Consider the following 25,844-nt stretch of genomic DNA (forward strand, 5'->3'; position numbering starts at 1 on the left):
ATTGGTTACGGTTCGTACGGCATGTGGGGGATGCCGGGTGAACTCCGAAGGGCGAGCCGGTGGCCGACTCGCCCTTCTCGTGTGCCCCTGCTGTGTTGGTCCGCCCGCTACTTGACGGCACCCGCCATGACGCCCGAGACGAACTGCCGCTGGAACGCGAAGAACACGGCCAGCGGGATCACCATGGAGATGAAGGCGCCGGGTGCCAGGACGTCGATGTTGTTGCCGAACTGGCGTACCTGCGTCTGCAGCGCGACCGTGATCGGCTGGGTGCCCGACTTGGTGAACACCAGGGCGACCAGCAGGTCGTTCCACACCCACAGGAACTGGAAGATGCCGAGGCTCGCGATGGCGGGCCCGCCCAGCGGCATCACCACCCGGGCGAACAGCCGCAGTTCACCGGCGCCGTCCAGACGGGCCGCCTCCAGGAGCTCCCGTGGGATCTCCGCGAAGAAGTTCCGCAGCAGGAACACCGCGAAGGGCAGGCCGTAGCCCACATGGAACAGGATCACCCCGAAGATCGTCCCGAACAGCCCGATCCTGCCGAAGAGTTCGGCGATCGGGATCAGCGCCACCTGCACCGGGACGACCAGCAGACTGACCACGCCCAGGAACCACCAGTCGCGGCCCGGGAACTCCATCCACGCGAACGCGTAGCCCGCGAGCGAGCCGATGACGACGACCAGGATCGTCGCCGGGACGGTGATCAGCAGCGTGTTCACCAGGGAGTCGGTGATGTCGCTGTTCTCCAGCAGCTTCTGGTAGCTGTCGAAGGTGAGCTGGGAGGGCTCGGTGAACACCTTCCACCAGCCGCTGGCGCTCATGTCCTCGGGCGTGCGCAGCGAGGAGACGAGCAGACCGATGGTCGGCACCAGCCAGAACAGGCCGACGACGATCAGGAACACCCGGACCAGCCCGCCGCTGAGCCTCTCCGCGATCCGCGAGCCGAGCGACCGCCGGGCCTTCACCGTCTGCGCGGGAGCCACCTTGCCGATGCTTCCGGCATGGGTCGTCATCGCCTGACCTCCCGCCTGAGCCTGCGGATGTTGAACGCCATCACCGGGATCACGAGCAGCAGCAGGAACACCGCGATGGCGCTCGCGATGCCCGGCTGGTCCTCCGCGAAGCCCTTTCGGTACAGCTCCAGGGCGAGCACGTTCGCGTCGTCCTGGGACGAGCCCGGCGCGATGATGAACACCAGGTCGAAGACCTTCAGCACATTGATCATCAGCGTGACGGCGACCACCGCGAGGACCGGCGCGAGCAGCGGGACCGTGACCCGCCGGAACACCTGCCACTCGTTCGCCCCGTCGACGCGCGCCGCCTCCAGCAACTCCCGGGGGATGCCGGCGAGCCCGGCCGCGATCAGCACCATCGCGAAGCCCGCCCACATCCACACGTACGAGCCGATGATGGCCGGGGTGACCAGCGAGGGGCCGAGCCACTCGACGCCGTTGTACGGCTCCTTGAAGTTGCCCGCCGGAAGCCGCAGCAGCGCGCCGTCGGCCTTGGCCGGCAGGGTGAAGGTGCCGTCGGAGGCCGCCTTCGTCGTGGCCACCACCTTGCCGTCCAGGACCGCCTCGATCTTCATCCCGGAGTAGCCGAGTTCGGTGGGGTCGGGGGCGCCCAGCCGTCCGACGCCCTTGCCCCGTGTGAAGTCCTGCCAGGTGGTGCCGGTGATCCCGGCGGGGTCCGGCTTCGCCGCCGCGGCCTTCTGCGCGCCGTCGGGCATCTGGTCGGGGGCCACGCCGACGAGGGGGAGGGCGACGACCTCGCCGGTGTGCACGGGCGCCTTGGTGATGAACCCGCCGTCCCGCGCGACCAGCGGCGACTCGCGGCCCGGGTGGGCCTTGGGGAACGCGGACGACTGGGCGAAGGTGTCGTGGACGCCGACCCACACGGCGTTGGCGACACCCTTGTCCGGGTCCTGGTCGTACACCAGCCGGAAGATGATCCCGGCGGCCAGCATCGAGATCGCCATCGGCATGAAGACGACCAGCTTGAACGCCGTTCCCCAGCTGACCCGTTCGGTCAGTACCGCGAAGATCAGGCCGAGGGCGGTGGAGACCGTGGGCGCGAACACCACCCAGATGATGTTGTTCTTCAGGGCGGTGCGGATGCCGTCGTCCGTGAACAGCGCCTTGTAGTTGTCGACCCCGGCGAAACCGTCGCCCGAGGCGTTGTAGAAGCTGCGGATGATCGAGTACCCGATCGGGTAGACCACGAGCGCGCCGAGCAACACCAGGGCGGGCAGCAGGAAGAGCGCTGCCACGGTCCTGCGGGTGCCGGTCACGCTCTTGCGGCGCTTCGGTGCGGCAGGGGCCGGTGGGACCCCTGCCGCCGCTGCCGACGTCATTGCCGGATCAGCTCCCGCTGCCGTACGCCGCCGCCGCGTCCTTCTCCAGCTTCGCCTGGGTGCCGGCGACGTCCTTCGGGTTCTTCAGGAAGTCCTGGAGGTCCTTCCACTCGCCCTTGCCGGGTGTGCCGCCGAAGGCCTGCGGGGCCTGGTCGGACATGTCGAAGCGGAAGTCGTCGCCCGAGGCGATCAGGGCCTTGGCGATCGTCTGCTGCACCGTGTTCGGGTACGCCGAGACCGGCACGTTCTTGTTCGGGGAGAGATAGCCGCCGAGCTTCGCCTGGATCGTCGCCGCCTCCGGCGAGGCCAGGAAGGTGGCCAGCGCCTGGGCCCCCTTGGAGTCCTTCAGGATGACGGCCGCGTCGCCGCCGGAGACCACGGGCGCGGTGGAGCCCACCGCCGGGAACGGGAACACCTTCGCGTCCGTGCCCACCTTCGCCTTGGTCTCACCGATGTTGACCTGGGCGAAGTCGCCCTCGTAGACCATGGCCGCCTTCGGCTGGTCGCCGCCGGTGAAGGTCTGGGTGACCGAGGCCGGGAACTCCGTCTGCAGCGCGCCGTCCGCGCCGCCCGCCACGTAGTTCTTCTTGCCCCAGACCTGGGCGAGCGTGGTGAGCGCCGCCTTCACGGAGGGGTCCGTCCACTTGATCTTGTGCTGGGCGAGCTGGTCGTACTTCTCCGGGCCCGCCTGCGAGAGGTAGACGTTCTCGAACCAGTCGGTCAGGGTCCAGCCGTCGGCCCCGCCGACGGAGAACGGGGTGACCCCCGAGTCGTAGACCGCCTGCGCCGCCGTCAGCAGCTCCGGCCAGGTCTTCGGCTCCTTGGCGCCCGCGTTCTCGAAGGCCTTGGCGTTGTACCAGATCAGCGACTTGTTGGCGGCCTTGTAGTAGACGCCGTACTGCTTGCCGTCGACCTTGCCGATGTCCTGCCAGCCCTGCGAGTAGTTCTTGGCGAGCTCGGCCTGCGCCTCGGCGCCGAGGGGTTTGGCCCACTTCTTCTGCACGGCCTGTTTGATGGCGCCCGGCTGCGGAAGCAGGGCGACGTCCGGCGGCTGACCGCCGGCGATCTTCGAACCGAGGAAGTTGATGATCGGGTCCTGGGCGGGCACGAAGGTGACCTTGGCCCCCGTGCGCTTCTCGAACTCCGCGAGGACCTGCTTGAAGTTCTTCTGCTCCTGACCGGTCCAGACGGCGGCGACCTCCAGGCTCGTGCCGTCCAGCTTGGGAAGGCTGAGGCCGGAACCGGTCGCGGTGGTGCTGTGGCTCTCGGTGCCGTCCTTGTCGTCGTTGCTTGAGCAAGCGGTGAGCGCGAGCGCTCCCGCGAGCAGGGTGGCGAGTGTCGTGACGGCCCTGTTTGTCCGGATGGTGTTGCTGCTGCTGCGCATCACTGCCCCGTTCTTCGTTCTCCGTTGAACGTCCGAGCGCTGTCCCGTGCGGTCCGGTCTACGCCCGGCGCCTCGAAGGCGGCAAGAGCACCCGCGCTGTCAACCGGGTGATCGTGACCGGCTCGTGACCAGGGGTGTATGCGGGGCGATGAGGGGCTTACAGCAGCGAGGGAACCTCCGCCGCGCCCACCTCCCGCGCCGCCCGCTCCACCGCGCTCGCCAGGAGCGCCAGGTCGGTCGGCCCGTTGCCCAGTTCGCGCACGGGACGGCGGGCCGGCGGGTCGCCCATGCGGTGCCACTCCACGGGCACGACCGTGGGGCGCTGGGTCGCGGTGCGGGGGATACGGCCCGTCACGCGGCCCCCCTGGAAGGCGGTGACGCGTCCGTCCGCCGACGCCAGACGCCCGCGCCCCGGTGCCGGTTCGTCCGGTCCGGCGGTCGGGGCCTCCAGCGTCACCCGCAGGGTGGCCCGGCGTGCCGGTTCCGTCTCCGCCGTACGGCCGCCGGTGCCGGCCGCCACCACCAGGTGGACGCCGAGCCGCTCGCCCTCCTTGGCCACCGCCTCCAGCGCGCGTATGACGGACCCCGCGGCGGGCCGGCCGGGCGAACCGAGCGCGGGGGAGACCAGCGCGTCCAGGTCGTCCACGACCACCGCGAGCCGGGGCAACGGCGGTGCGGCCTCGGTCCGCTGACGGGCCGTCGCCGAGGGCCGCAGCCGCAGCGTCGAACTGGGCGGCGCCTCTATGTCCCCGTTCCCGGACGCGGCCGGCCGCGCGGTGGCCGTCCGCTGCGGGACCATGCGGCCCGACACCTCGCGGTGGGCGTGCCAGTCGGCGAAGTCGGACCGGCCGAGCAGTTCGGCCCGCCGCTTCAGTTCAGCGCTCAGGGACTGCGCGAACTCCCGCATCCGGACCGGGTCGTTGGCGGTGAGGTGGGTCGTGACATGCGGTATGTCCGTGCAGACGCGCAGGCCCTCGCCGTGCCCGGCGCCCGTGCCGACGCCGTCCCGGCCGTCGATCAGGACCACGCCCAGCCGGTCGGGGCGCTCGGCGGCGGTGAGCGAGGCGACGACCGCCCGCAGCAACTCCGTACGGCCGCTGCCGGGCGGTCCCTCGATCAGCAGGTGCGGTCCGTCGGCCACCAGGTCGGCGCTGAGCGGGCCGCGCGGGCCGGCGCCCAGCACGGCCCAGGCCCGCCCGCCGAGCGACTGTGTGTCGTCGGCGGCGTCCGCCCAGCGCGCCATCAGCGACGCCGGGGTGGCCCGGGCGAGGCCCAGCTCGTCCAGGAGCCGCGCCGACTGGGGCAGCGGTGCGGCCACGCGCGTGTGCCGCTCGCCGGCCGGGCCGTCCGTGCGCAGCGGCGCCAGCGCCCGCGCGAACCGCTCGGCCCAGGCGGGGGAGACGGCGTCGACGGCGGCGACGGTGCCGGGGCCGACGGGGTGCCCCGCGGCGCCGTGGGCGTCCGCGCGCGCGACGCGCACCAGGTGCAGCGCCGTGGCGACGTCACCGCCGAGCAGCGCCACGGCCCCGCAGGCGCGGAACGTCGGCGCGACCGCGCACGCGGCCTCGTACGTCTCGGTCACCGGAGAGGTGGGCGACGCGGGTGCCGTCTCGGCGAGGCACACGACGTGTATCCCGGCCCGCGGCCCCTCCAGGGCCAGCCGGGCCACCGACTCGCGCAGACCGGCGCCGCCCGGGTCGCCGTCCACGACGACCACCGTGTACGGCCCCGCGAAGCCGTCCGTCCCGCCCGCTTCGTCCCGGGCCCAGGAGGGCCGGCGGGCGGCTCGCCGCTCGCCGTCGGCGGCATCGCCGTGCGCCGCGGGGGACGGGTGCGGCGCCGCCGTCCCGTCGGCCAGGTGCTCCTCGAGCCGGCGCAGGAGTTCCTCGGTGCGGGCCGCGGCCTGTTCGCGGTCGTAGGCGAGCAGAAGGCGGCAGTCCTGGCCGTGGCCCGGACGGACATGGGGGAGCCAGCCGAGCCAGGACCACTCGGCGGTGCGCTCCTCCAGGGTGCGCGAGCGGTCCGCGCTGAGCAGGACGAGCTCCAGGGAGTCGGGGGAGTGCAGCGCGGCGAGCTGGGCCAGCACGGCGCGGGCCAGCCCCGACAGCCGCGCGCGCGGCCCGGCCAGGCCCAGCGACCCGGCCTCGCGCAGATCCGCGGTCACCGGCACGGCGGGCAGCAGGCCCGAGCCGCCCGGCACCGCCCGGTCGGCCGTGCCCAGCCGCACCGTGAGGGTCTCCGGGTGGGCCGGTCCGCGCTCCCACAGCCGCGGTCCGGGTCCCAGCGCCGTCAGCAGCAGCGCCGCCGGGTCCGGCCAGGTCTCGGGCAGCCGCGGCGGGCCCTCGGCGGGGGCGCCGATCTCGACGCCGCCCTCCTCGCCGTACGCCTCCGCGTCGGCCGCCGGCTGTTCGCCGCGCCCGCCGGCCAGTCGGCGTGCCCACTTGCCTATCCCGCGCCTGCGCACGCCCGGGGGGACGTCGGTGCCCCGCAGGGGGGTGCCCTTGCGGCCGCCGGGGGCGGCTTCCCGGTGTTCGTCGCGTTCCTCGCGCGCGCGGGCGTCGGATTCGGAGAGGCCGTCGTCCGGTGCCGTGCCGTGGGCCGTCGTGCCCGGGGGCGTGGCCCCGAAGGAATGGCCCGGGCCACCGACTCCGAAGCGGCCGGCATGGGTGTCCACGCCGCCGCTCACGGAGCCCCGGGTCTCGATCCGCGGTGCGCCGCCCTGACCGGGGACCACGGGCGCCTCCACCGGCAGGTGCTCCTGGGCGTCCGGGCCCTCCCAGCCCGCCGAGCCGTACGCGTGGTGCGTGGTTCCGGCCGGGGTGGCGCCGCTCGCGGTGTGCGCCGCGCGCGCGTGGGGCTCCGCGGCGTCGTCCGCGGCGGCCTCGTCCAGGGCCACCCGCACGCACCCTTCGCCGTCCGGCACCGTCTCCACCCGGGCGCCCGGTCCCCCGGACGGAGCAAGCCGCAGGGCGGATTCGCCGATCCGCAGCAGGGACCCCTCGGGGAAGCGCACGGGGCGGGCGGACACACGGGTGCCGTCCAGGCTGGTGCCGTTCGTGGAGTCGAGGTCGGCGAGCGAGACGCGGCCGTCCGCGGCGACCGTCACCGCGCAGTGCAGGCGGGAGACGTCGGGGTCGTCGAGCGGGACGTCGGCGTCGGCGGAACGGCCGATGGTGACCTGGCCGCCGTGCAGCAGGTGGACGCCGCCCGCGTCGGGGCCCGCGACCACGTGCAGCTGGGTCGGGGCGTCGTCGAGCTCCGGATGCGGCTCGGGATCGGCGGGCGCGCCCAGGGACAGCACGGCGCCGTCGACCAGCGGGGGTTCGCCCAGGGTGCTGCGGCGGGCGTCGAGTCGCTCCGCGCCCGCGTACAGGACGACCGGGGCGCCGCCGGCCTCCCGGCCCACGCTCCCGTCCCCGGAGACCGCCGAGGACAGTGCCGACGTCACCGCGGCCAGGTCCGTGCCCGCGGGCGCCGTGACCAGCACGTCGCGGCTCGCGGCACGGCCCCGCTGCGGGGACGGGCCGAGCGGGTCTACGACGGTCAGCCGGATCTGCATCGGCGTCAGCGGTCCCTTCTGCGCGGGCGCGGACTACCCCCCACCCCACGAGCACGTCGGCCAGTACTGCAGGCATCCTCGCACCTGTCACTGACAACGCGCCCGCGACCCGGTAATAAGTGATCTTGATTGGTCAGCTCTGCCCCTAAAAGTGCCTGACCAGTACCGCGTCGACGATCACTTGAGATCGGTCACGTCCGGCTTCGGCAACCACGAGACCAAGGCGAGCGTCTTTCCTTCGAACATGCTCGGGAACGCGTACGTAGTGCCCAGGGGAGCGGCACTACAGTGGTCGGAACACCAGCAAGCAGCAGGGAGCACATGACGTGCGGCCGGTAGGCAGCAAGTACTTCCTGGAGGAGCCGCTCGGACGCGGCGCCACCGGGACCGTCTGGCGAGCCCGCCAGCGTGAGACCGCGGGCGCCGAGGCGGCCGTGCCCGGGCAGCCCGGTGAGACCGTCGCGATCAAGGTCCTCAAGGAGGAGCTCGCGAGCGACGCGGACATCGTGATGCGGTTCCTGCGGGAACGGTCCGTTCTGCTCCGGCTGACCCACCCGAACATCGTCCGGGTCCGGGACCTGGTGGTCGAGGGCGAACTGCTGGCGCTGGTCATGGACCTCGTCGACGGCCCCGACCTGCACCGCTACCTGCGCGAGAACGGCCCCTTCACGCCCGTCGCCGCCGCGCTGATGACGGCGCAGATCGCCGACGCGCTCGCGGCCAGCCACGTCGACGGCGTCGTGCACCGTGACCTGAAACCCGCCAACGTCCTGCTCCAGCAGCGCGACGGCCAGCTGCACCCGCTGCTCACCGACTTCGGCATCGCGCGCCTGGCCGACTCCCCCGGCCTCACCCGCACCCACGAGTTCGTGGGCACGCCCGCGTACATCGCCCCGGAGTCGGCCGAGGGCCGCCCGCAGACCTCCGCCGTCGACATCTACGGCGCCGGCATCCTGCTGTACGAACTGGTCACCGGCCGCCCGCCGTTCTCCGGCGGCAGCGCCCTCGAGGTGCTGCACCAGCACCTCAGCGCCGAGCCGCGCCGCCCCTCCACCGTGCCCGACCCGCTGTGGACGGTCATAGAGCGCTGCCTGCGCAAGAACCCCGACGAACGGCCCAGCGCCGAGAACCTCGCGCGCGGCCTGCGTGTCGTCGCCGAGGGCATCGGCGTGCACGCGAACTCCGCGCAGATCGCCGCCGCCGAGGGCGTCGGCGCCCTGCTGGCCCCCGACCCGGCGCCGACCGCCGTACCGGGCGTGCCCGGGGCCGCCGATCCCACCCAGGTGCTGCCGACCGGCTCGCCGCAGGGCGCGTACGACCCGAACGCGGCGACCAGCGTCATGCCCCACACCGGCGGTCCCGCCGGCGCGGCCGACCCGACCGCCGTCCTGCCGAACACCGGCGCGGCGGACCCCACCGCCGTGCTGCCGCAGGGACAGCGGCCCGACCAGCCGCACCCCTGGCAGAACCAGCTGGCCGCGGCCCGCGACCGCAACGAGCAGACGCAGATCCAGTACCTCGACCCCGACCAGGACCCGCTGCGCCGCCGCCCGCAGCGGCAGGTGGCCCGGCCGCAGCAGCAACAGCAGCCGCGCCGGCAGCAGCAGGGCCCGCCGCCCGGCTACGGCTATCCGCAACAGCAGCAGCCGCAGCAGTACGCCCCGCAGCGTCAGCAGCCGCAGCGGTACGCGCCGCCCGCCGCCCCGCCGGAGCCCCAGCGGCCGGTGCGCGAGCCCCGGCAGCCGAGGCAGCGCAGCGCCAACCCGATGAAGATCCCCGGGCTCGGCTGCCTGAAGGGCTGTCTGTTCACGATCGTCATCCTGTTCGTGGCGGGATGGCTGATCTGGGAGTTCAGTCCGCTGCAGCACTGGCTCGGAACGGGCCGCAGTTACTGGCAGGAGCTGACCCACTGGGCCGGCACCGTGAGCGACTGGGTCAAGGAGCTCGGGAACGCTACCGGCAGTAACTGACGATTGGCCTGTTGATTTGTCGATATCTGGCGGGTGATTTCCGCCTCCGTGGTGAAGGTTGGCTCGTCGGACGCGTACTTTTAGCGGCAACACGCGTCTGGTAGGAGCAGTCTTGGCACGGAAGATCGGCAGCCGGTACACCGCCAACCAGATCCTGGGGCGGGGCAGCGCCGGCACGGTGTGGCTGGGCGAGGGGCCGGACGGGCCCGTCGCCATCAAGCTGCTGCGCGAGGATCTCGCGTCCGACCAGGAGCTCGTCGGACGCTTCGTGCAGGAGCGCACGGCCCTGCTCGGCCTGGAGCACCCGCACATCGTGTCGGTGCGCGACCTGGTCGTGGACGGCAACGACCTCGCGCTCGTCATGGACCTGGTCCGCGGCACGGACCTGCGCACCCGGCTGGAGCGGGAGCGGCGCCTGTCGCCCGAGGCGGCGGTGGCGATCGTCGCGGACGTGGCGGACGGGCTCGCCGCGGCGCACGCGGCCGGGGTCGTGCACCGGGACGTGAAGCCGGAGAACGTGCTGCTGGACATGCAGGGGCCGCTCGGCCCCGGCGGCGCGCACCCCGCCCTCCTGACCGACTTCGGCGTCGCCAAGCTGATCGATTCCCCGAAGCGGACCCGGGCCACGAAGATCATCGGCACGCCGGACTATCTGGCCCCGGAGATCGTGGAGGGCCTGCCGCCGCGCGCGGCGGTCGACATCTACGCCCTCGCGACCGTGCTGTACGAGCTGCTCGCCGGGTTCACGCCCTTCGGCGGCGGCCACCCCGGCGCGGTGCTGCGCCGGCACGTCACGGAGACCGTGGTCCCGCTCCCCGGGATCCCGGACGAGCTGTGGCAGCTGATCGTCCAGTGCCTCGCCAAGGCACCGGCCTCCCGGCTGCGGGCGTCCGAGCTGGCGGCGCGGCTCAAGGAGCAGCTGCCGACGCTGGCCGGGATGCCCCCGCTGGACGTGGACGAGCCGGACGCGGACCTCGCCGAGGAGGGGGTGGACGAGACACCGGCTGCCCCGTCGGCGCCGTCCGCCTCCGGGGAGCAGGTACGGCGCGGCGCGGTGCCCCTGGTCCCCGGCGCGAAGCCGGACTCCAACCGTGACACGCACACGTCGATGCGGGTGCCGGGCCCCGACGAGCTGGCCGGCGGTGCGCGCGGGACGGCCCGGGTGCCGCGCCCCGCGGGGGCACCCCGCCCCGGCTCGGCTCGCCACCGGGCCGTGGCCCGCCGCCGCAGGATCACCCTGGCCGTGGCGGGAGCGGTCCTGGCCGCGGCCCTCGGCATCGGCGCCTGGCTGGCCACCTCGGGCGACGACTCGGACACCCCACCGGGAACGCACACGTCGTCGACACCGTGATCTCAGCCCGTCTGGGGATACCCCCTGCTCGTAGAGCTTGGGGGAGTTTGAGGACGAGGCCGTCCAGGCCGAAGGGGGGCCCTGGGGGCACAGCCCCCAGACGCGCCCTCACGGACACCGGGTACCGCACAGGCGCCGGACACCACGATCACCGGCCAAAGCCAGGCGCAGCCGCCCGGCACTGGTCGCCCGGCGGAGCCGTTACGCTGGATGCGTGGCAGTCCTCGATGTATCCGAAGAGCTCAAGTCCCTCTCCTCGACCATGGAGTCGATCGAGGCCGTTCTGGACCTCGACAGCATGAGGGCAGACATCGCCGTGCTCGAGGAGCAGGCGGCCGCGCCGTCCCTGTGGGACAACCCGGACGAGGCGCAGAAGATCACCAGCAAGCTCTCCCACCTCCAGGCCGAGGTCAGGAAGGCGGAGGCGCTGCGCGGACGGATCGACGATCTCGCCGTGCTCTTCGAGATGGCCGAGGAGGAGGACGACCCGGACACCCTTGCCGAGGCCGAGTCCGAGCTCGCCGCCGTCCGCAAGGCACTGGACGAGATGGAGGTCCGCACGCTGCTGTCCGGCGAGTACGACTCCCGTGAGGCGCTCGTCAACATCCGCGCCGAGGCCGGTGGCGTGGACGCCGCCGACTTCGCCGAGAAGCTCCAGCGGATGTACCTGCGCTGGGCAGAGCAGCACGGCTACAAGACCGAGGTGTACGAGACGTCGTACGCGGAGGAGGCGGGCATCAAGTCCACCACCTTCGCCGTCCAGATCCCCTACGCCTACGGCACCCTCTCCGTCGAGCAGGGCACGCACCGTCTCGTGCGTATCTCGCCCTTCGACAACCAGGGCCGCCGCCAGACGTCCTTCGCGGGCGTCGAGGTGCTGCCCGTTGTCGAGCAGACCGACCACATCGAGATCGACGAGTCCGAGCTGCGGGTGGACGTGTACCGCTCCTCGGGCCCCGGCGGCCAGGGCGTGAACACCACCGACTCCGCGGTGCGCCTCACCCACATCCCCACCGGCATCGTGGTCTCCTGCCAGAACGAGCGGTCGCAGATCCAGAACAAGGCCACCGCGATGAACGTCCTCCAGGCCAAGCTGCTGGAGCGGCGCCGTCAGGAGGAGCAGGCCAGGATGGACGCGCTCAAGGGCGACGGCGGCAACTCCTGGGGCAACCAGATGCGTTCGTACGTGCTGCACCCGTACCAGATGGTCAAGGACCTGCGCACCGAGCACGAAGTGGGCAACCCGGAGGCCGTGTTCAACGGTGAGATCGACGGCTTCCTGGAGGCCGGCATTCGCTGGCGCAAGCAGCAAGAGAAGTAACTTTGTCGACATGACAACTGCCGCCGTCGAGGCGGCAGTTGTGTTTTGTCTGGGTTCTACATCACACTCACACCCGTAACTCCCGGCATAAGGCCCAGCATCGGACATTGCACACGCAACGGCCTTGACGATGCTTTGAAAAATCGGAAGGGTGAAGAGTGGCATGCGTATCTCTGGGGCGCATGTGAACCGGGGGAAGTGAAAGACGAGTTCGTCGTCAGCCACCCCCGTCGATCACGGCCCCCTAAGCGCCGCTTGGTGACCATTAGCTACTGGGGGTAGCAACCATATGACGAAGAAGACGCGGATCCGGATCGCGCGGATCGCCGCCTGTGGCGTGATCGCGGCCGGCGCCTCGCTGACCGCCGCGGGCGCCGCCTCGGCCGCGGAGTCGGACGACTGCCTGCTCGGCGTCCTGTGCGCCGACGAGAACCCGACCCCGGACCCGGGCCCGACCGACACGGGTGTGCCGACGGATGTGCCGTCGCAGACCACGGTCCCCTCGGACGAGCCGACGGACCCCACGGAGGAGCCCACCGAGCCCACCGAGGACCCGACCACGGCCCAGCCCTCCGAGAAGCCCACCTCCAACCCGACGCACGGCAACGGCAACGGCGGGGGCAACGGGAACGGCCACGGCCACGGCAACGGCCAGGGCAACAACAACGACCCCGACGGCGGCTCCGGCACCTCCGCCCAGGAGGAGGGCACCTCCGCCCTCACGGACACCGGCTCGAACAACACCTCGTCGGGCACCCAGGCCCAGGGCAACGGTCAGCAGCTCGCCGAGACGGGTGCCGCGCAGACCACGTTCCTGATCGTCGGCGCCGCCACCATGATCGCCGGTGGCATCGGCTTCCGGATCCTGCCGCGCCTCGTGGGCGGCCGGGGCGGAGCGGCTGCCTGACGGTAGCCGGCTCTGTACGCAACGTACAGCGGACATACGGTGAAGGGCCCGGAGCTTGGCGCTCCGGGCCCTTCACCGCTCCACGGCGCTCTTACGCGGTCTGGTGCGCCAGCAGCGCCACCGCGGCGATCAGCACCGCCAGCAGCGCGATCAGCGCCATCGGGTTCAGTCCCGCGAAGAAGTTCTCCTGCTGCAGCCGCTCGCGGTTGGCGCGGCACACGGGGCACCGGCCCTCGTTCACGGGCGCCGCACAGTTCGCGCACACCAACCGGTCGTACGTCATGCGCTCGCCCTCCTTGCACCGGCCATCACACATACAACGCTTCCGGAAACGAGAACGTTCCCCCCTCCACTCTGCCAGGTTCCCGCGGAGCTTGCGCGGGTCGCTCGAAGAGGGGTGGATCCGGGCTCAGGCGGCCGCGGGCCGGATCCGGGTGTCCGCGGGGTTCCCCGAGCCTCTCCCGGGCGCGATCCTTACCCGGGACAAAAAGGGACAAGCATTATCCAACCCAGACCGGCGACTGCGCTTGCGCGCCTGCTTCGCGTATGGTCACGCACATCTACCCCCGGCGACCCGTGGTGCATCCGTGATCCGATTCGACAATGTCTCCAAGGTCTACCCCAAGCAGACCCGTCCAGCCCTCCGGGACGTGTCCCTGGAAGTGGAGAAGGGCGAGTTCGTCTTCCTCGTGGGGTCCTCCGGCTCCGGAAAGTCCACCTTCCTGCGGCTGATCCTCCGCGAGGAGCGGTGCAGCCACGGCCAGGTGCACGTCCTGGGCAAGGACCTCGCACGCCTCTCCAACTGGAAGGTGCCGCAGATGCGCCGCCAGCTGGGGACGGTCTTCCAGGACTTCCGCCTGTTGCCGAACAAGACGGTCGCCGAGAACGTGGCCTTCGCGCAGGAGGTCATCGGCAAGTCGAAGGGCGAGATCCGCAAGTCCGTGCCGCAGGTGCTCGACCTCGTCGGGCTCGGCGGCAAGGAGGACCGGATGCCCGGCGAGCTCTCCGGTGGTGAGCAGCAGCGCGTGGCCATCGCGCGGGCCTTCGTGAACCGGCCCAAGCTGCTGATCGCCGACGAGCCCACCGGCAACCTCGACCCGCAGACCTCCGTCGGCATCATGAAGCTGCTCGACCGGATCAACCGGACGGGCACCACCGTGGTGATGGCGACGCACGACCAGAACATCGTGGACCAGATGCGCAAGCGCGTCATCGAGCTGGAGGCGGGCCGCCTCGTCCGCGACCAGGCCCGCGGCGTCTACGGCTACCAGCACTGACCGCCACCGACCCCGCAGACGTCCACGGAAAGGCTTAACCAGACGCCATGCGCGCCCAGTTCGTACTGTCGGAGATCGGTGTCGGTCTCCGCCGCAATCTGACGATGACCTTCGCCGTGATCGTCTCCGTCGCCCTGTCCCTGGCCCTTTTCGGCGGCTCGCTCCTGATGAGCGACCAGGTCACCACCATGAAGGGCTACTGGTACGACAAGGTCAACGTCTCGATCTTCCTCTGCAACAAGAGCGACGCCGAGTCGGACCCCAACTGCGCCAAGGGCGCGGTGACCGAGGACCAGAGGAAGCAGATCAAGGCCGACCTCGGCAAGATGACCGTGGTCGAGAAGGTCACGTACGAGTCCCAGGACGAGGCCTACAAGCACTACAAGGAGCAGTTCGGCGACTCCCCCCTGGCCAGCTCCCTCACGCCGGACCAGATGCAGGAGTCGTACCGGATCAAGCTCAAGGACCCGGAGAAGTACCAGGTCATCGCGACCGCCTTCGACGGGCGTGACGGTGTGCAGTCGGTGCAGGACCAGAAGGGCATCCTGGACAACCTCTTCGGGCTGCTCAACGGCATGAACTGGGCCGCCCGGATGGTCATGGCGCTGATGCTGGTCGTCGCGCTCATGCTGATCGTCAACACCGTGCGCGTGTCCGCGTTCAGCCGTCGGCGGGAGACCGGGATCATGCGCCTGGTCGGCGCCTCCGGCTTCTACATCCAGGCGCCGTTCATCGCGGAGGCCGCCGTCGCCGGACTGATCGGCGGCACCGTGGCCTGCGGATTCCTGGTCCTGGCGCGATACTTCATCATCGACCACGGCCTGGCCCTGTCAGAAAAGCTGAACTTGATCAACTTCATCGGCTGGGACGCCGTGTTGACCAAGTTGCCGCTGATTCTTGCCACCAGCCTGCTGATGCCCGCGCTTGCCGCATTCTTCGCGTTGCGCAAGTACCTGAAGGTGTGACGCATGCCAAGAGGGCCGTGCGGTCAACCGACCGTACGGCCCTTCGCGTTGTCCTAGACTCACCCGCATGTCAGGCCGTGACCTGTTCTGTCAGCCCCGCCGCATGAGCCGCGGGGCCGCCCTGACATTGGTCTTCGCCGGAGTGCTGGTGACCGGCGCCGCGACCGGCGCCTTCCCGGACCCCGGCCACACCGACCGGCGGGCGGAAGCGGGCGCGGCCCGTGCGGCCAGCCGCCACGACGCCGTCGAGAAGGCCGCCGCCGACGCCGTGGCCGACGGAACGTCCCCCATGGAGGCGGCCGAGCGCGCCGTCAGCCGCAGCGGGGACCGCTGGGCCGCCGTCTACTCCGAGGGCGAGTACGAGGAGTTCCAGGAGGCCCTCGACGGCGAGTACACCGGCGTCGGCCTGTGGGCCCGCCGCGAGCGCGACGGCCGTATCCAGGTGACCCGGGTGCAGTCCGGATCGCCCGCGGCCGCCGCCGGGATCCGCAAGGGCGACCGGCTGCGCGCCGTCGACGGCCGCAGCGTCGACGGGCGCCCGGTCACCGAGGTCGTCTCCTTACTGCGCGGTGACGCCGAGGACGCCCCCGCCGGCACCACCGTCCGGCTCGGCCTGGAACGCGGCACGCGCGCGTGGGACGAGACCCTGCGCCGGGCCCGCCTGTCCACCGGCTCCGTCACCGTCAGCAAGCTCCCCGGCGCGGTCACCGTCATCAAGATCGCCGCCTTCACCAAGGGCTCCGGCGACGTCGTCCGCGCCGCCGTACGGCAGGCCCCGGCCGGCGCCGGGATCATCCTCGACCTGCGCGGCAACTCCGGGGGCCTGGTCACCGAGGCCGCCACCACCGCCTCCGCCTTCCTCGACGGCGGCCTGGTCGCCACCTACGACGTCGAGGGCGAACAGCGCGCCCTGCACGCCGAGCCCGGCGGCGACATCACCCGGCCCCTGGTCGCGGTCGTCGACGGCGGCACCATGAGCGCGGCCGAGATGCTCACCGGCGCGCTCCAGGACCGCGGCCGCGCGGTCGTCGTGGGCTCCCGCACCTTCGGCAAGGGCTCCATCCAGATGCCCAGCCGGCTGCCCGACGGCTCCGTCGCCGAACTGACCGTGGGCCACTACCGCACCCCTTCCGGCCACGGCGTCGACGGCCGGGGCATCACCCCCGACCTGGAGGTCGACCGGGCGGCCATGCAGCGGGCCGAGACGGTGCTGAGCGGCCTGGGCGACCCGTCGTAGCGCCGCTCCCGGGTTTATCTGCTTCCCTCGCACCCCGTCCGTAGTGCGAAAATGGACGGCACTATGGCCAAGGGAATGTACGTACCGACAGAGTCCCAGCAGAAGCAGCAGGGGACGGCCGCCAAAGCCAAGGACGGCGAGAAGGGCGGCAAGCGCAAGATCGTCGCGCAGAACAAGAAGGCGCGGCACGACTACGCGATCATTGACACCTACGAGGCCGGGCTCGTCCTGAGCGGCACCGAGGTGAAGTCGCTGCGTCAGGGCCGGGCCTCGCTGGTCGACGGCTTCGTGCAGATCGACGGGAACGAGGCGTGGCTGCACAACGCCCACATCCCCGAGTACAGCCAGGGCACCTGGACCAACCACTCGGTGCGCCGCAAGCGCAAGCTGCTGCTGCACCGGGAAGAGATCGACAAGCTGGAGGCCAAGGCGCAGGAGACGGGCCACACCATCGTGCCCCTCGCCCTGTACTTCAAGGACGGCCGGGCCAAGGCCGAGATCGCCCTCGCCCGAGGCAAGAAGGAGTACGACAAGCGGCAGACGCTGCGTGAGCAGCAGGACCGCCGGGAGTCCGCGCGCGCCATCGCGGCGGCGAAGCGCAAGCAGCGGGGCGCGTAGCCGCGTACGGGTCGCCAGGAATACGCTGGCACGGACCTGCGTTGTTCACGTAGGATGGCCCTGCACTCCACAGAGGGTGCGCGCCCTCTCCGGAGGGATTGAAAAAACAACATGGGGATGATCGGTTTCGACAGCGGCTGTCGAAGCAGGGGAAGCGTGTCGAGGAAGCGGCCATGATCTCGTAAACCACAGGCCGAAAAAAATAATCGCCACTGTTAAGAGCGATTCTCCCAAGGCGACGCAGTTCGCCCTCGCTGCCTGATCTAGGTAGTTAGGCGACTGCCCCTTACTCAGGGGAGTGTCAGCCCGGGGCTGTTCCCGACCCGGATCCTGGCATCAGCTAGGGGACTAAACCTTGATCCCGGTCACGGGGTGAAGAGGGAAATCAAACAGTGACTGGGCCCGTCGGAGACTTGTCCGCGTGATCTCCGGGGCCGAGAAAATCGAAGCGGACTGCACACGGAGAAGCCCTGATTCCGCACCGTTGGACGCGGGTTCGATTCCCGCCATCTCCACAATTCCCATGTAACCGAGGGCCCGGTGGTCGTACAGACCACCGGGCCCTCGGCGTGTGCGCCCTCAGCGAGGGCTGCGGACTTCTTGATGGTCTCGAAGGCCTCGACGGCTTCGTTGGCCGGGCTGCTGTGGCCGGCCCGGCTGCCCTGGCTTGAGCGAACGGAGTTTCTCCGCCGCGGTGTTGATCGCGAAGGACGCGGCCGCCGCCGCGACCGGTACCGCGAAGCCCGTCGCCGGCGAGGCATGCTCCGCCGTCCACCCGCCGAGCGCCGAACCGCAGGCTATGCCGACGAGCAGACCGGTGACGACGAGGCTCATGCCCTCGTTCAACCGGTCCTGCGGTGTCCGGCGCTGCACCAGCGTCATCGCGGTCACCATCGTCGGGGCCGTCGCCATCCCCGCCACGAGCAGCGCCGCCGCCAGCGCCCACAGGGAACCGACCGTGCGCGCGGCCAGCAGCGGCAGCGACATCAGCACCGTCATCGCGAGCAGGCACCGGGACAGCCGGGGGTCGGCCGGCTTCAGTGCCCCGTACAGCAGGCCCGCCGCGCAGGAGCCGGCCGCCTGGAGCGCGAGTACCGCCCCGGCCGCCGAGCGGTGCCCCTGCCCGTCGGCGTAGGCGATCGTGACGACCTCCATCGAGCCGAACACCGCGCCGGTGGCGACGTAGCAGGCCAGCAGCGGCGGGATGCCGGGGCTGCGCAGCGGCGACGCGGCCCGGCTGTGTGCCCGGGGCGGGGGCTCGGTCGCGCGCTGGGCGGTGAACACCAGCATTCCCGCGAGGAGCAGCACCGCCCCAGTCAGGGTCCCCGCCTCCGGGAAGAAGGTCCCGGTCAGGAAGGACGCCAGGACCGGCCCGAGCATGAAGCACAGCTCGTCGGCGGCCTGCTCGAAGGAGTTCGCGGTGTGCAGGGCGTCCGGGTCGTCCCGCAGCAGATGGGCCCAGCGGGCGCGGGACAGGCCGCCGATGTTCGGGGTGGACGCGGTGGCGACGTACGCGGCGAACAGGGTCCAGTCGGGGGCGTCGTAGCGCACGCACAGCAGCAGCGCGAGGCTGGCGAGCACGGCGATGACCGTGGCGGGCACGGCGACCCGGGCCTGCCCGTACCGGTCGACGAGCCGCGCGACCGCGGGCCCGGCCACCGCCATCGCCGCGAGCCCCGTCGCGGTGACGGCGCCGGCGAGGGCGTACGACCCCCGCGCACCAGCGATCATCACCACCGCGCTCACGCCGAACATCCCGATGGGCAGGCGGGCGATCAGATTGCCGACGGTGAACGCGCGGGTGCCGGGGCGGGCGAAGAGGCGTCGGTACGGAGTCATGCGCAGCTGGGACATGGATCCACGGTCGCCCCGAGTGGATCAAGGGGTCCAACACCTTCTCCGTACCGATTCACGCACTCCTGTTGTAAGTTCGCCCGCATGCCTGCGCCCGCTCACCTCGATCCCCGCCTCCTGCGCGCCTTCGTCACCGTCGCCGAGGAGCTCCACTTCACCCGGGCCGCCGCCCGCATGTACCTCGCCCAGCAGGCGCTCAGCCGGGACGTGCGGCGGCTGGAGCGGGAGTTGGGCGCCGAGCTGTTCGTCCGCACCACCCGGCAGGTGACGCTGACCGCCGACGGCGAGCGGCTGCTGCCGCACGCCCGCCGGGTGCTCGACGCGCAGGACGACCTCCTCGCCGCGTTCGGGCAGGCTCGGCCCCTGCTGGTCGACCTCAACTCCCCGGGCCTGGCCACCGGCCGCCGGGTGCTGTACCGAGCCCGCGAACTCGCCCCCGACTGCGAGCTGATGGCCCGCTACGAGAGCGGTCTGACCGGGGCGGCGGCCGAGTTGCTCGCGGGCCGCCTCGACGCGTCCTTCGGACGGTTCGCGGGCCTGGCGCCGGCGCTGCGGGCCGGCCTCGCGCACCAGCCCGTCCGGTACGAGCCGATGGCCGTCGTCCTGCCCGAGGACCATCCGCTGGCGTCGCTGGAGGCGGTGCCGCTGGCCGCGCTCGCCGGGGAGTCCGTGTACGCCGGCGCCGGGAACCCGCGCACCCCCGAGTGGACCGACCTGGCCCATCGCCTCTTCGAGGGACGTGGCATACGCGTCGCGTCACCCCTTCCGCTGGCCGTCGGGGGCGAGGAGTTCGAGCGGATCATGGCGAAGACCCGGAACCCGATCCTCACCGTGGTGGACTTTCCGGCCATGCCGCGGACCGTCCAGCGTCCCCTCGTCGACCCGGTCCCCTTGTCGCCCGTGTCACTCGTGTGGCGAAAGGGGCTGGTGCATCCCGGATTCGATGCGCTTCGACGGGCAGCTACCGAGATCGCCCTCGCCGAGGGGTGGCTTGACCGGCCCGCCGAGGGATGGATTCCGGACACCGATGAAAGTGTGATGTCGGTCCACAAATGAGACACGGCGACGGCGCGTCCCTCACGTGCGATACATTCTTGGCCCGGGCACGGTGTGGTAAGGGGGGCGCTCGGGCCGGGTGGGGGCCTGGTCCGGTCGACGGGTGCTCGGTGTCGTCAGCGCACCCGGAACGGTCCCGTGGGGGGATGTGCGCGCGTGAAAAAGTGGCGAGAAGACGCCCAACCGGAATGGCCCGATGATCCATCAGGGACCCCGGACATGCCGGTGACGGGTGGAGACACCCGGGCGGTCCCGGAAACCGGAGGAGCCGGTGCCTTTCGGCCAGGACGGGGTCCTGGGCCGACGGGGGAGGGAGCCCTTCCGGAGACGGAGATCCTGGGCTTCGACAGACGCCTTGGCTTCGACGGACCTGTCGGCTCGGCCAGACCTCTTGGCTCGGCCAGACCTTTTGGCTCCGACAGACCTGTGGGCTCCGACAGACCTCTTGGCTCCGACAGCCGTAACGCCTCCGAGCTGAGACGGTCCGCCACGGTCACCACCCGGCCCATGGGGTCCCTCCGCGATCCCTGGGACGAACCCGCCGCCAACGGCACCGCCGGCTCGCCGAACCACGACCCGCATGAAGTGACCGTTCAGCTCGACGCCGTGCAGATCGGGGACATACAGCAACTCGGGGACGTACAGGAGCTCGGGGACGTCCGGCTGAGCCCGGCCGAGGGTGCCGCGCGCCCGGTGGGCCAGGAGGGCTCCGACGGGCCGGTCTTCGTCGACGAGTCCGGCCGCCGCAGCCGCCGCTTCCGCCGGCTCGGCATGGCCATCGCCGGCGCCTGCGCGGTCTACGCCGTCGTCATCGTCGTCACGGTCCTCTCCGGCAGCTCCGACGCGCCCTGGCTGCCCGTGCCGGGCCAGAACGAGGACAAGCCCGCGAGCCAGGTCGACAACGCCCCGCTGCCCACCGACTCGGCCCGGCCGTCCGACAGGGGCAGCGCCTCGCCCGGCGCGAGCCCGGTCCTGAGCGACGGTACGACCCCGTCGGCCGGCTCCGACGCGAGCGCGCCCGGCATCAGCGCCGGCGCGGTCGACCCGGGAGCCACCACCGAGCCGCGGCCGACGGCCACGAAGACCACCGCCGGAACGGGCGGCAGCGGCATCGGCGGCGGTTCGTCCACGCACCCCAAGCCCTCCGCGGACCCGACCACCTCGGCCTCGCCCGACCCGAGCGGTCCGGCCGAGGGCTCCATCAGCCCCTCGGAGTCCCCGGCCGGTGACGGCTCCGGCGCCGGAACAGGTGCGGGCACCGGCTCGGTGGCCGAGGCAGCCGTCCCCCTGACGCCCATCGCCGAGGAGCCGGGCGCCTCCGCCTCCTCCGGCCCCATGTCCAGGGAGCACACCCTCTGATGGCATCCCGCACCAGCCGTCACGGCTCCGCGCCCGGAGCCCTCGACGGCTCCCCGCGCCGACGCCTGCCCATGCGCCTGCTGCTGCCGCTGCTCGTCCTCCTCGCCCTGATGGCGATGCTGATGCTGCGCGGCTACGTCCACAGCGAGATCCTCGCCGACCACCGCGTCCGGCCCGAGGCCTCCGCCGCCAAGGTGCCGGACAAGATCCTGGACGGCGGCCCGGTCATCGACACCCGCAGCGGGCGGACGACCAGCCTGCGCGTCCCCGCGCACCACCTCGTCCTCACCTTCGACGACGGCCCCGACCCCACCTGGACCCCGAAGGTCCTGGACGTCCTGAAGAAGCACCACGCGCACGCCGTCTTCTTCGTCACCGGCACCATGACCTCCCGCTACCCGGACCTGGTCAAGCGCATGGTGGCCGAGGGCCACGAGGTCGGCCTGCACACCTTCAACCACCCCGACCTCTCCTACCAGTCCACCAAGCGCGTCGACTGGGAGCTGTCCCAGAACCAGCTCGCGATCACCGGAGCCGCCGGGATCCGCACCTCCCTCTTCCGGCCCCCGTACTCCTCCTTCGCCGACGCCATGGACGACAAGTCCTGGCCGGTGACCGAGTACATCGGCACCCGCGGCTACATCACCGTCGTCAACGACACCGACAGCGAGGACTGGAAGAAGCCCGGCGTCGACGAGATCATCCGCCGCGCCACCCCGCACGGCGGCAAGGGCGCCATCGTCCTGATGCACGACTCCGGCGGCGACCGGCACCAGACCGTGCGGGCCCTCGACACCTTCCTGCCGACGCTCCAGCGGCAGGGCTACGAGTTCGACAACCTCACCGAGGCCCTGGACGCGCCCAGCGCGCACACCCCGGTGACCGGCCTCGACCTGTGGCAGGGCAAGGCGTGGATCTTCCTGGTCCAGGCCTCCGACAACGTCACCGGAGTGCTGGTGGTCGCCCTCGCGGTGATCGGGTCCCTGGTCATCGGCCGCTTCGTCCTGATGCTGGTGCTGTCGGCGGCGCACGCCCGCCGGGTGCGGCGGCGCGGCTTCAGCTGGGGCCCGCCGGTCACCGAACCGGTCTCGGTCCTCGTGCCCGCGTACAACGAGGCCAAGTGCATCGAGAACACGGTCCGCTCGCTGATGGCGAGCGAGCACCCCATCGAGATCCTCGTCGTCGACGACGGCTCGACGGACGGCACGGCCCGCGTCGTGGAGGCGATGGGCCTGCCGAACGTACGGGTGGTCCGGCAGCTGAACGCGGGCAAGCCGGCCGCGCTCAACCGGGGCCTGGCGAACGCCCGTCACGACCTGATCGTGATGATGGACGGCGACACGGTCTTCGAACCCGCCACGGTCGGGGAACTGGTGCAGCCCTTCGCCGACCCGCGGGTCGGCGCGGTGGCCGGCAACGCCAAGGTCGGCAACCGCGACTCCCTGATCGGCGCCTGGCAGCACATCGAGTACGTGATGGGCTTCAACCTCGACCGCCGTATGTACGACCTGCTGCGCTGCATGCCGACGATCCCTGGCGCGGTGGGCGCGTTCCGGCGCTCGGCCCTCGAACGGGTCGGCGGCATGAGCGACGACACGCTCGCCGAGGACACCGACATCACGATGGCGATGCACCGCGACGGCTGGCGCGTCGTCTACGCCGAGAACGCCCGCGCCTGGACCGAGGCGCCGGAGACGGTCCAGCAGCTGTGGTCCCAGCGCTACCGCTGGTCGTACGGGACCATGCAGGCGATCTGGAAGCACCGCCGCGCCCTCGTGGACAAGGGCCCGTCGGGCCGCTTCGGCCGGGTGGGCCTGCCGCTGGTCTCCCTGTTCATGGTGGTGGCCCCGCTGCTGGCCCCCCTGATCGACGTGTTCCTCCTGTACGGAGTGATCTTCGGTCCCACCCAGAAGACGATCCTGGCCTGGCTGGGCGTCCTGGCGATCCAGGTCGTCTGCGCGGCCTACGCCTTCCGGCTGGACCGGGAACGCATGACCCACCTCGTCTCGCTGCCCCTGCAGCAGATCCTCTACCGCCAGCTCATGTACGTCGTCCTGCTCCAGTCCTGGATCACGGCCCTCACCGGCGGCCGCCTGCGCTGGCAGAAACTCCGCCGTACGGGCGTCGTGGAGGCCCCCGGAGGCCTGATCCCGCGCCAGCCGACACGGGCCGGGAGCGGGGATCGGAGGCCGGTGGGATGACGGCGCACGGATATCCGACGAGCGCGGCGATCTCGAGGGGCGCGGCGGGTTCTGCGGGCGTGGGGGGCTGGCAGCCGGAGGTGGCTGCTGCCCCTGTCACGGCCGGCGGGGGATCGGGCCGGGACCGCTACTTGGACCTCCTCCGCTCGACGGCCCTGGTCCGCGTGGTGGTCTACCACCTCTTCGGCTGGGCGTGGCTGACGGTCCTCTTCCCCTCCATGGGCGTGATGTTCGCGCTGGCGGGCTCTCTGATGGCGCGTTCCCTGAGCCGCCCCGCGCTGAGCGTGATCCGCGGCCGGATCCGTCGTCTGCTGCCCCCGCTGTGGGCGTTCAGCGCGGTGGCGCTGGCGCTGATGTTCGCGGGTGGCTGGAACCCGGTGAAGGACCCGGACAACGGCGGGATCTGGGGCGTACTGAAGCTGATCGACTACGTGATCCCGGTCGGTGCGCCGCCCTTCCCCTGGCACATCGGCTCGAAGTCGGGCCTGCTGGAGGACACGTGGGCGGTGCAGGCGGCGGGGCCGCTGTGGTACCTGCGCGCGTACCTGTGGTTCGTGATCGCGTCGCCGCTGTTGCTGTGGGCCTTCCGCAGGGCGCCGTGGCCGACGCTGCTGGCCCCGCTGGGCCTGACGGCGATCGTCGGTACGGGCCTGGTCACCATCCCAGGTGAGACGGGCAACGCGGTGACGGACTTCGCGGTGTACGGCGGCTGCTGGGTGCTGGGCTTCGCCCACCACGACGGCCTGCTGTCGCGCATTCCCCGCTATGTCGCGGTCTCCGGTTCGGCGCTGCTCATGGCGTTCGGCCTGTGGTGGGCGTCGGGCCATCTGGGCCCCGACGGCTGGGACCTGAACGACATCCCGCTGGCCCAGGCGAGCTGGTCCTTCGGTTTCGTGGTCATCCTGTTGCAGTACTCACCGTCGTGGCGGGAGTTGCCGGGCCGCCTGCGTCGCTGGGACAAACTGGTGACCCTCTCCAACAACCGCGCGGTGACGATCTACCTGTGGCACAACATGCTCATCATGGCCACGGTCCCGATCATCGACCAGGTGTACAACCTGCCCTTCATGCAGAGCGATCGAGCGGTGGGGGCACTCGACTCCACGTACATGATCTGGATGTTCCTCCTGGTCTGGCCCCTGATCGGCCTGACGATCCTTGCTCTCGGCTGGATCGAGGACATAGCGGCGAAGCGGAGCCCGCGGCTGTGGCCGAACGGGGTGAGGAGGGGTGGAAGCCGCCGAAAGGCCTGACACCCGGTCACCGGCACGGGCTCGACGGAGCACACCCCGGCGCTTTGCACGGGCCAACGCGCTCCCGCCCGGGCCCCGTTGCAATGTCACGGGACGGCAACCAATGCCCGCCTAGCCCCTGCCAGTTGACTGTTGTCTGCCCCGCTATGCCTGATTCGCGATAGCGGGGTGAGCAATTCGCTCTGGTGCGGCCAGGACGGACCCCGATACCGTATCGGCTGCTTCTCAACCCTCAACAGCCCCACCAGGAGCCCACCGTGACCCGCCGCCCCCGCCTGCTCACGACAGCCGCCGCCGGTGCGATGTCCGCACTTCTGCTCGCTGGTTGCGGCGGGGGTGGGGACGACGACGCGTCCAAGCCGAAGGACAAGATTGCGGGGGCGGACACGGACGACACGGCGTCGCCTTCACCGACGGCTCCGGATCCATCCACCGCTGACCGCCCGAAGATCGAGATGCCCGCCGACCTGTCCTACACCTTCGACTGGCCCAAGACCGGCAACAAGGACAAGGACGCGGTCCTGTCGGACAGCGAGCAGTCGATCAAGGCGGTGGACCTGGCGATCCTGAACCAGGATCCGCTGGACAAGGCGTACCGGTTTTACTACGAGGGCGGAGCAGCAGCCCAGACGCAGCAGTTCATCAAGGCATACGTCAAGGCGAAGGCCCGTACGACGGGCGCTTACCGCTACTACGAGCCGGTGGTGAACATCAGCGGTTCCGGCAACGCGTCGCTCGTCTACTGCGAGGACCAAGGCAAGGCGTACGACCTCTATCTGGAGACGAAGAAGGTCGACAAGACCCCCGTCACCAAGAACAGCTATGTCCTCTACAGCAGCCAGCTGTACAAGAACGACAAGGGTGTCTGGGTGATCCAGAAGCTCATGGCAGTAAGGGGGAATTCCAAGTGCCAGCCCTGAGCACCGGCCAGAGGAAGATGCCCTGAAGATCGACAGTGGCTGCATGGGCGATCCGTACGCCAAGGACAAGGCCGATGAGACGCCACCCGGTGGAGTGAAATACCTGCGCTCGTCCGACGCCGGTTCATGCCCGCTCAAAGCCACGATCACCTGGACGATCCACTGGATCGGCGGCTATGGCAACGGTGACGACCTGCCTGATGGCACGTTCGGACCCCTGTAGGAAGCGGGTTAGCTTCGTTCCACATCTTCTGGA

General features: G+C 71.1%; 20 protein-coding genes and 1 other RNA gene. 15 read left to right on the forward strand and 6 right to left on the reverse strand.

Annotated elements, in window-relative coordinates:
• Positions 1-107: 107 nt before the first annotated feature.
• The 4 genes from IPZ69_RS05210 to IPZ69_RS05225 form a co-directional block, all read right to left on the reverse strand.
• Complete coding sequence (locus IPZ69_RS05210) at positions 108-1,016, reverse strand: carbohydrate ABC transporter permease (RefSeq protein ID WP_235452625.1); 909 nt, start codon at positions 1,014-1,016, stop codon at positions 108-110.
• Complete coding sequence (locus IPZ69_RS05215) at positions 1,013-2,293, reverse strand: carbohydrate ABC transporter permease (RefSeq protein WP_235452825.1); 1,281 nt, start codon at positions 2,291-2,293, stop codon at positions 1,013-1,015. Before IPZ69_RS05215 ends, IPZ69_RS05210 begins: the two co-directional genes overlap by 4 nt.
• A 70-nt stretch (positions 2,294-2,363) precedes the next feature.
• Positions 2,364-3,740 carry an ABC transporter substrate-binding protein gene (locus IPZ69_RS05220; RefSeq protein ID WP_235452627.1) on the reverse strand — a complete coding sequence of 459 codons (1,377 nt, stop codon included), beginning with the start codon at positions 3,738-3,740 and terminating at the stop codon, positions 2,364-2,366.
• 157 nt (positions 3,741-3,897) lie between these two features.
• Positions 3,898-7,299, reverse strand: coding sequence for an FHA domain-containing protein (locus IPZ69_RS05225; RefSeq protein WP_235452628.1), 3,402 nt, complete (start codon positions 7,297-7,299; stop codon positions 3,898-3,900).
• A 326-nt stretch (positions 7,300-7,625) separates the two neighbouring features.
• Here IPZ69_RS05225 and IPZ69_RS05230 point away from each other — a divergent pair, with 326 nt between their 5' ends.
• The 4 genes from IPZ69_RS05230 to IPZ69_RS05245 all read left to right on the forward strand — a co-directional run bounded on the left by IPZ69_RS05230 (position 7,626) and on the right by IPZ69_RS05245 (position 12,848).
• The gene (locus tag IPZ69_RS05230) at positions 7,626-9,269 is read left to right on the forward strand and encodes a serine/threonine-protein kinase (RefSeq protein ID WP_235452630.1); all 1,644 of its coding nucleotides are present in this window, start codon (positions 7,626-7,628) and stop codon (positions 9,267-9,269) included.
• Positions 9,270-9,381: 112 nt separating this feature from the next.
• Positions 9,382-10,620, forward strand: a complete 1,239-nt coding sequence (locus IPZ69_RS05235) for a serine/threonine-protein kinase (protein WP_235452631.1) — start codon at positions 9,382-9,384, stop codon at positions 10,618-10,620.
• A 214-nt stretch (positions 10,621-10,834) separates the two neighbouring features.
• A complete protein-coding gene (gene prfB, locus IPZ69_RS05240; protein ID WP_235452634.1) occupies positions 10,835-11,941 on the forward strand; it encodes a peptide chain release factor 2 in 1,107 nt (368 codons plus the stop codon).
• 289 nt (positions 11,942-12,230) lie between these two features.
• The gene (locus tag IPZ69_RS05245; RefSeq protein ID WP_235452637.1) at positions 12,231-12,848 is read left to right on the forward strand and encodes a hypothetical protein; all 618 of its coding nucleotides are present in this window, start codon (positions 12,231-12,233) and stop codon (positions 12,846-12,848) included.
• 91 nt (positions 12,849-12,939) lie between these two features.
• Here the strand turns inward: IPZ69_RS05245 and IPZ69_RS05250 are convergent, their stop codons facing one another.
• Positions 12,940-13,131 carry a hypothetical protein gene (locus tag IPZ69_RS05250; RefSeq protein WP_235452640.1) on the reverse strand — a complete coding sequence of 64 codons (192 nt, stop codon included), beginning with the start codon at positions 13,129-13,131 and terminating at the stop codon, positions 12,940-12,942.
• Positions 13,132-13,435: 304 nt separating this feature from the next.
• Between IPZ69_RS05250 and ftsE the strand changes: the two genes are divergently transcribed.
• From ftsE to ssrA, 5 genes are all read left to right on the forward strand, one after another.
• Positions 13,436-14,125 carry a cell division ATP-binding protein FtsE gene (ftsE, locus tag IPZ69_RS05255; protein ID WP_235452642.1) on the forward strand — a complete coding sequence of 230 codons (690 nt, stop codon included), beginning with the start codon at positions 13,436-13,438 and terminating at the stop codon, positions 14,123-14,125.
• Between the two features lie 47 nt (positions 14,126-14,172).
• Positions 14,173-15,090, forward strand: a complete 918-nt coding sequence (ftsX, locus tag IPZ69_RS05260) for a permease-like cell division protein FtsX (protein WP_235452645.1) — start codon at positions 14,173-14,175, stop codon at positions 15,088-15,090.
• Positions 15,091-15,157: 67 nt separating this feature from the next.
• Positions 15,158-16,327, forward strand: a complete 1,170-nt coding sequence (locus IPZ69_RS05265) for a S41 family peptidase (protein ID WP_235452647.1) — start codon at positions 15,158-15,160, stop codon at positions 16,325-16,327.
• Positions 16,328-16,402: 75 nt separating this feature from the next.
• Positions 16,403-16,945 (forward strand): SsrA-binding protein SmpB, encoded by a 543-nt coding sequence (smpB, locus tag IPZ69_RS05270; protein WP_235452649.1) that lies wholly within the window; start codon positions 16,403-16,405, stop codon positions 16,943-16,945.
• Positions 16,946-17,058: 113 nt separating this feature from the next.
• Positions 17,059-17,463: a transfer-messenger RNA gene (gene ssrA / locus IPZ69_RS05275) on the forward strand.
• 61 nt (positions 17,464-17,524) lie between these two features.
• Here the strand turns inward: ssrA and IPZ69_RS05280 are convergent.
• Entirely contained in the window at positions 17,525-18,799 is a 1,275-nt protein-coding gene (locus tag IPZ69_RS05280) for an MFS transporter (protein WP_235452651.1), read from the reverse strand.
• Between the two features lie 84 nt (positions 18,800-18,883).
• Between IPZ69_RS05280 and IPZ69_RS05285 the strand changes: the two genes are divergently transcribed.
• The 6 genes from IPZ69_RS05285 to IPZ69_RS05310 all read left to right on the forward strand — a co-directional run bounded on the left by IPZ69_RS05285 (position 18,884) and on the right by IPZ69_RS05310 (position 25,811).
• The gene (locus IPZ69_RS05285) at positions 18,884-19,855 is read left to right on the forward strand and encodes a LysR family transcriptional regulator (RefSeq protein ID WP_235452653.1); all 972 of its coding nucleotides are present in this window, start codon (positions 18,884-18,886) and stop codon (positions 19,853-19,855) included.
• A gap of 507 nt (positions 19,856-20,362) precedes the next feature.
• A complete protein-coding gene (locus IPZ69_RS05290; protein WP_235452655.1) occupies positions 20,363-21,214 on the forward strand; it encodes a hypothetical protein in 852 nt (283 codons plus the stop codon).
• The gene (locus IPZ69_RS05295) at positions 21,214-23,415 is read left to right on the forward strand and encodes a glycosyltransferase (protein WP_235452657.1); all 2,202 of its coding nucleotides are present in this window, start codon (positions 21,214-21,216) and stop codon (positions 23,413-23,415) included. The genes IPZ69_RS05290 and IPZ69_RS05295 overlap by 1 nt, the downstream gene beginning before the upstream one ends.
• Positions 23,412-24,668 (forward strand): acyltransferase family protein, encoded by a 1,257-nt coding sequence (locus IPZ69_RS05300; protein ID WP_235452659.1) that lies wholly within the window; start codon positions 23,412-23,414, stop codon positions 24,666-24,668. Before IPZ69_RS05295 ends, IPZ69_RS05300 begins: the two co-directional genes overlap by 4 nt.
• Before the next feature lie 257 nt (positions 24,669-24,925).
• Positions 24,926-25,588, forward strand: coding sequence for a hypothetical protein (locus tag IPZ69_RS05305; protein WP_235452660.1), 663 nt, complete (start codon positions 24,926-24,928; stop codon positions 25,586-25,588).
• 43 nt (positions 25,589-25,631) lie between these two features.
• Positions 25,632-25,811 carry a hypothetical protein gene (locus IPZ69_RS05310; RefSeq protein ID WP_308407426.1) on the forward strand — a complete coding sequence of 60 codons (180 nt, stop codon included), beginning with the start codon at positions 25,632-25,634 and terminating at the stop codon, positions 25,809-25,811.
• Positions 25,812-25,844: the final 33 nt, after the last annotated feature.

The organism is Streptomyces olivochromogenes, assembly GCF_021538895.1.
GTDB classification, from domain to species: Bacteria; Actinomycetota; Actinomycetes; order Streptomycetales; family Streptomycetaceae; genus Streptomyces; species Streptomyces olivochromogenes_A.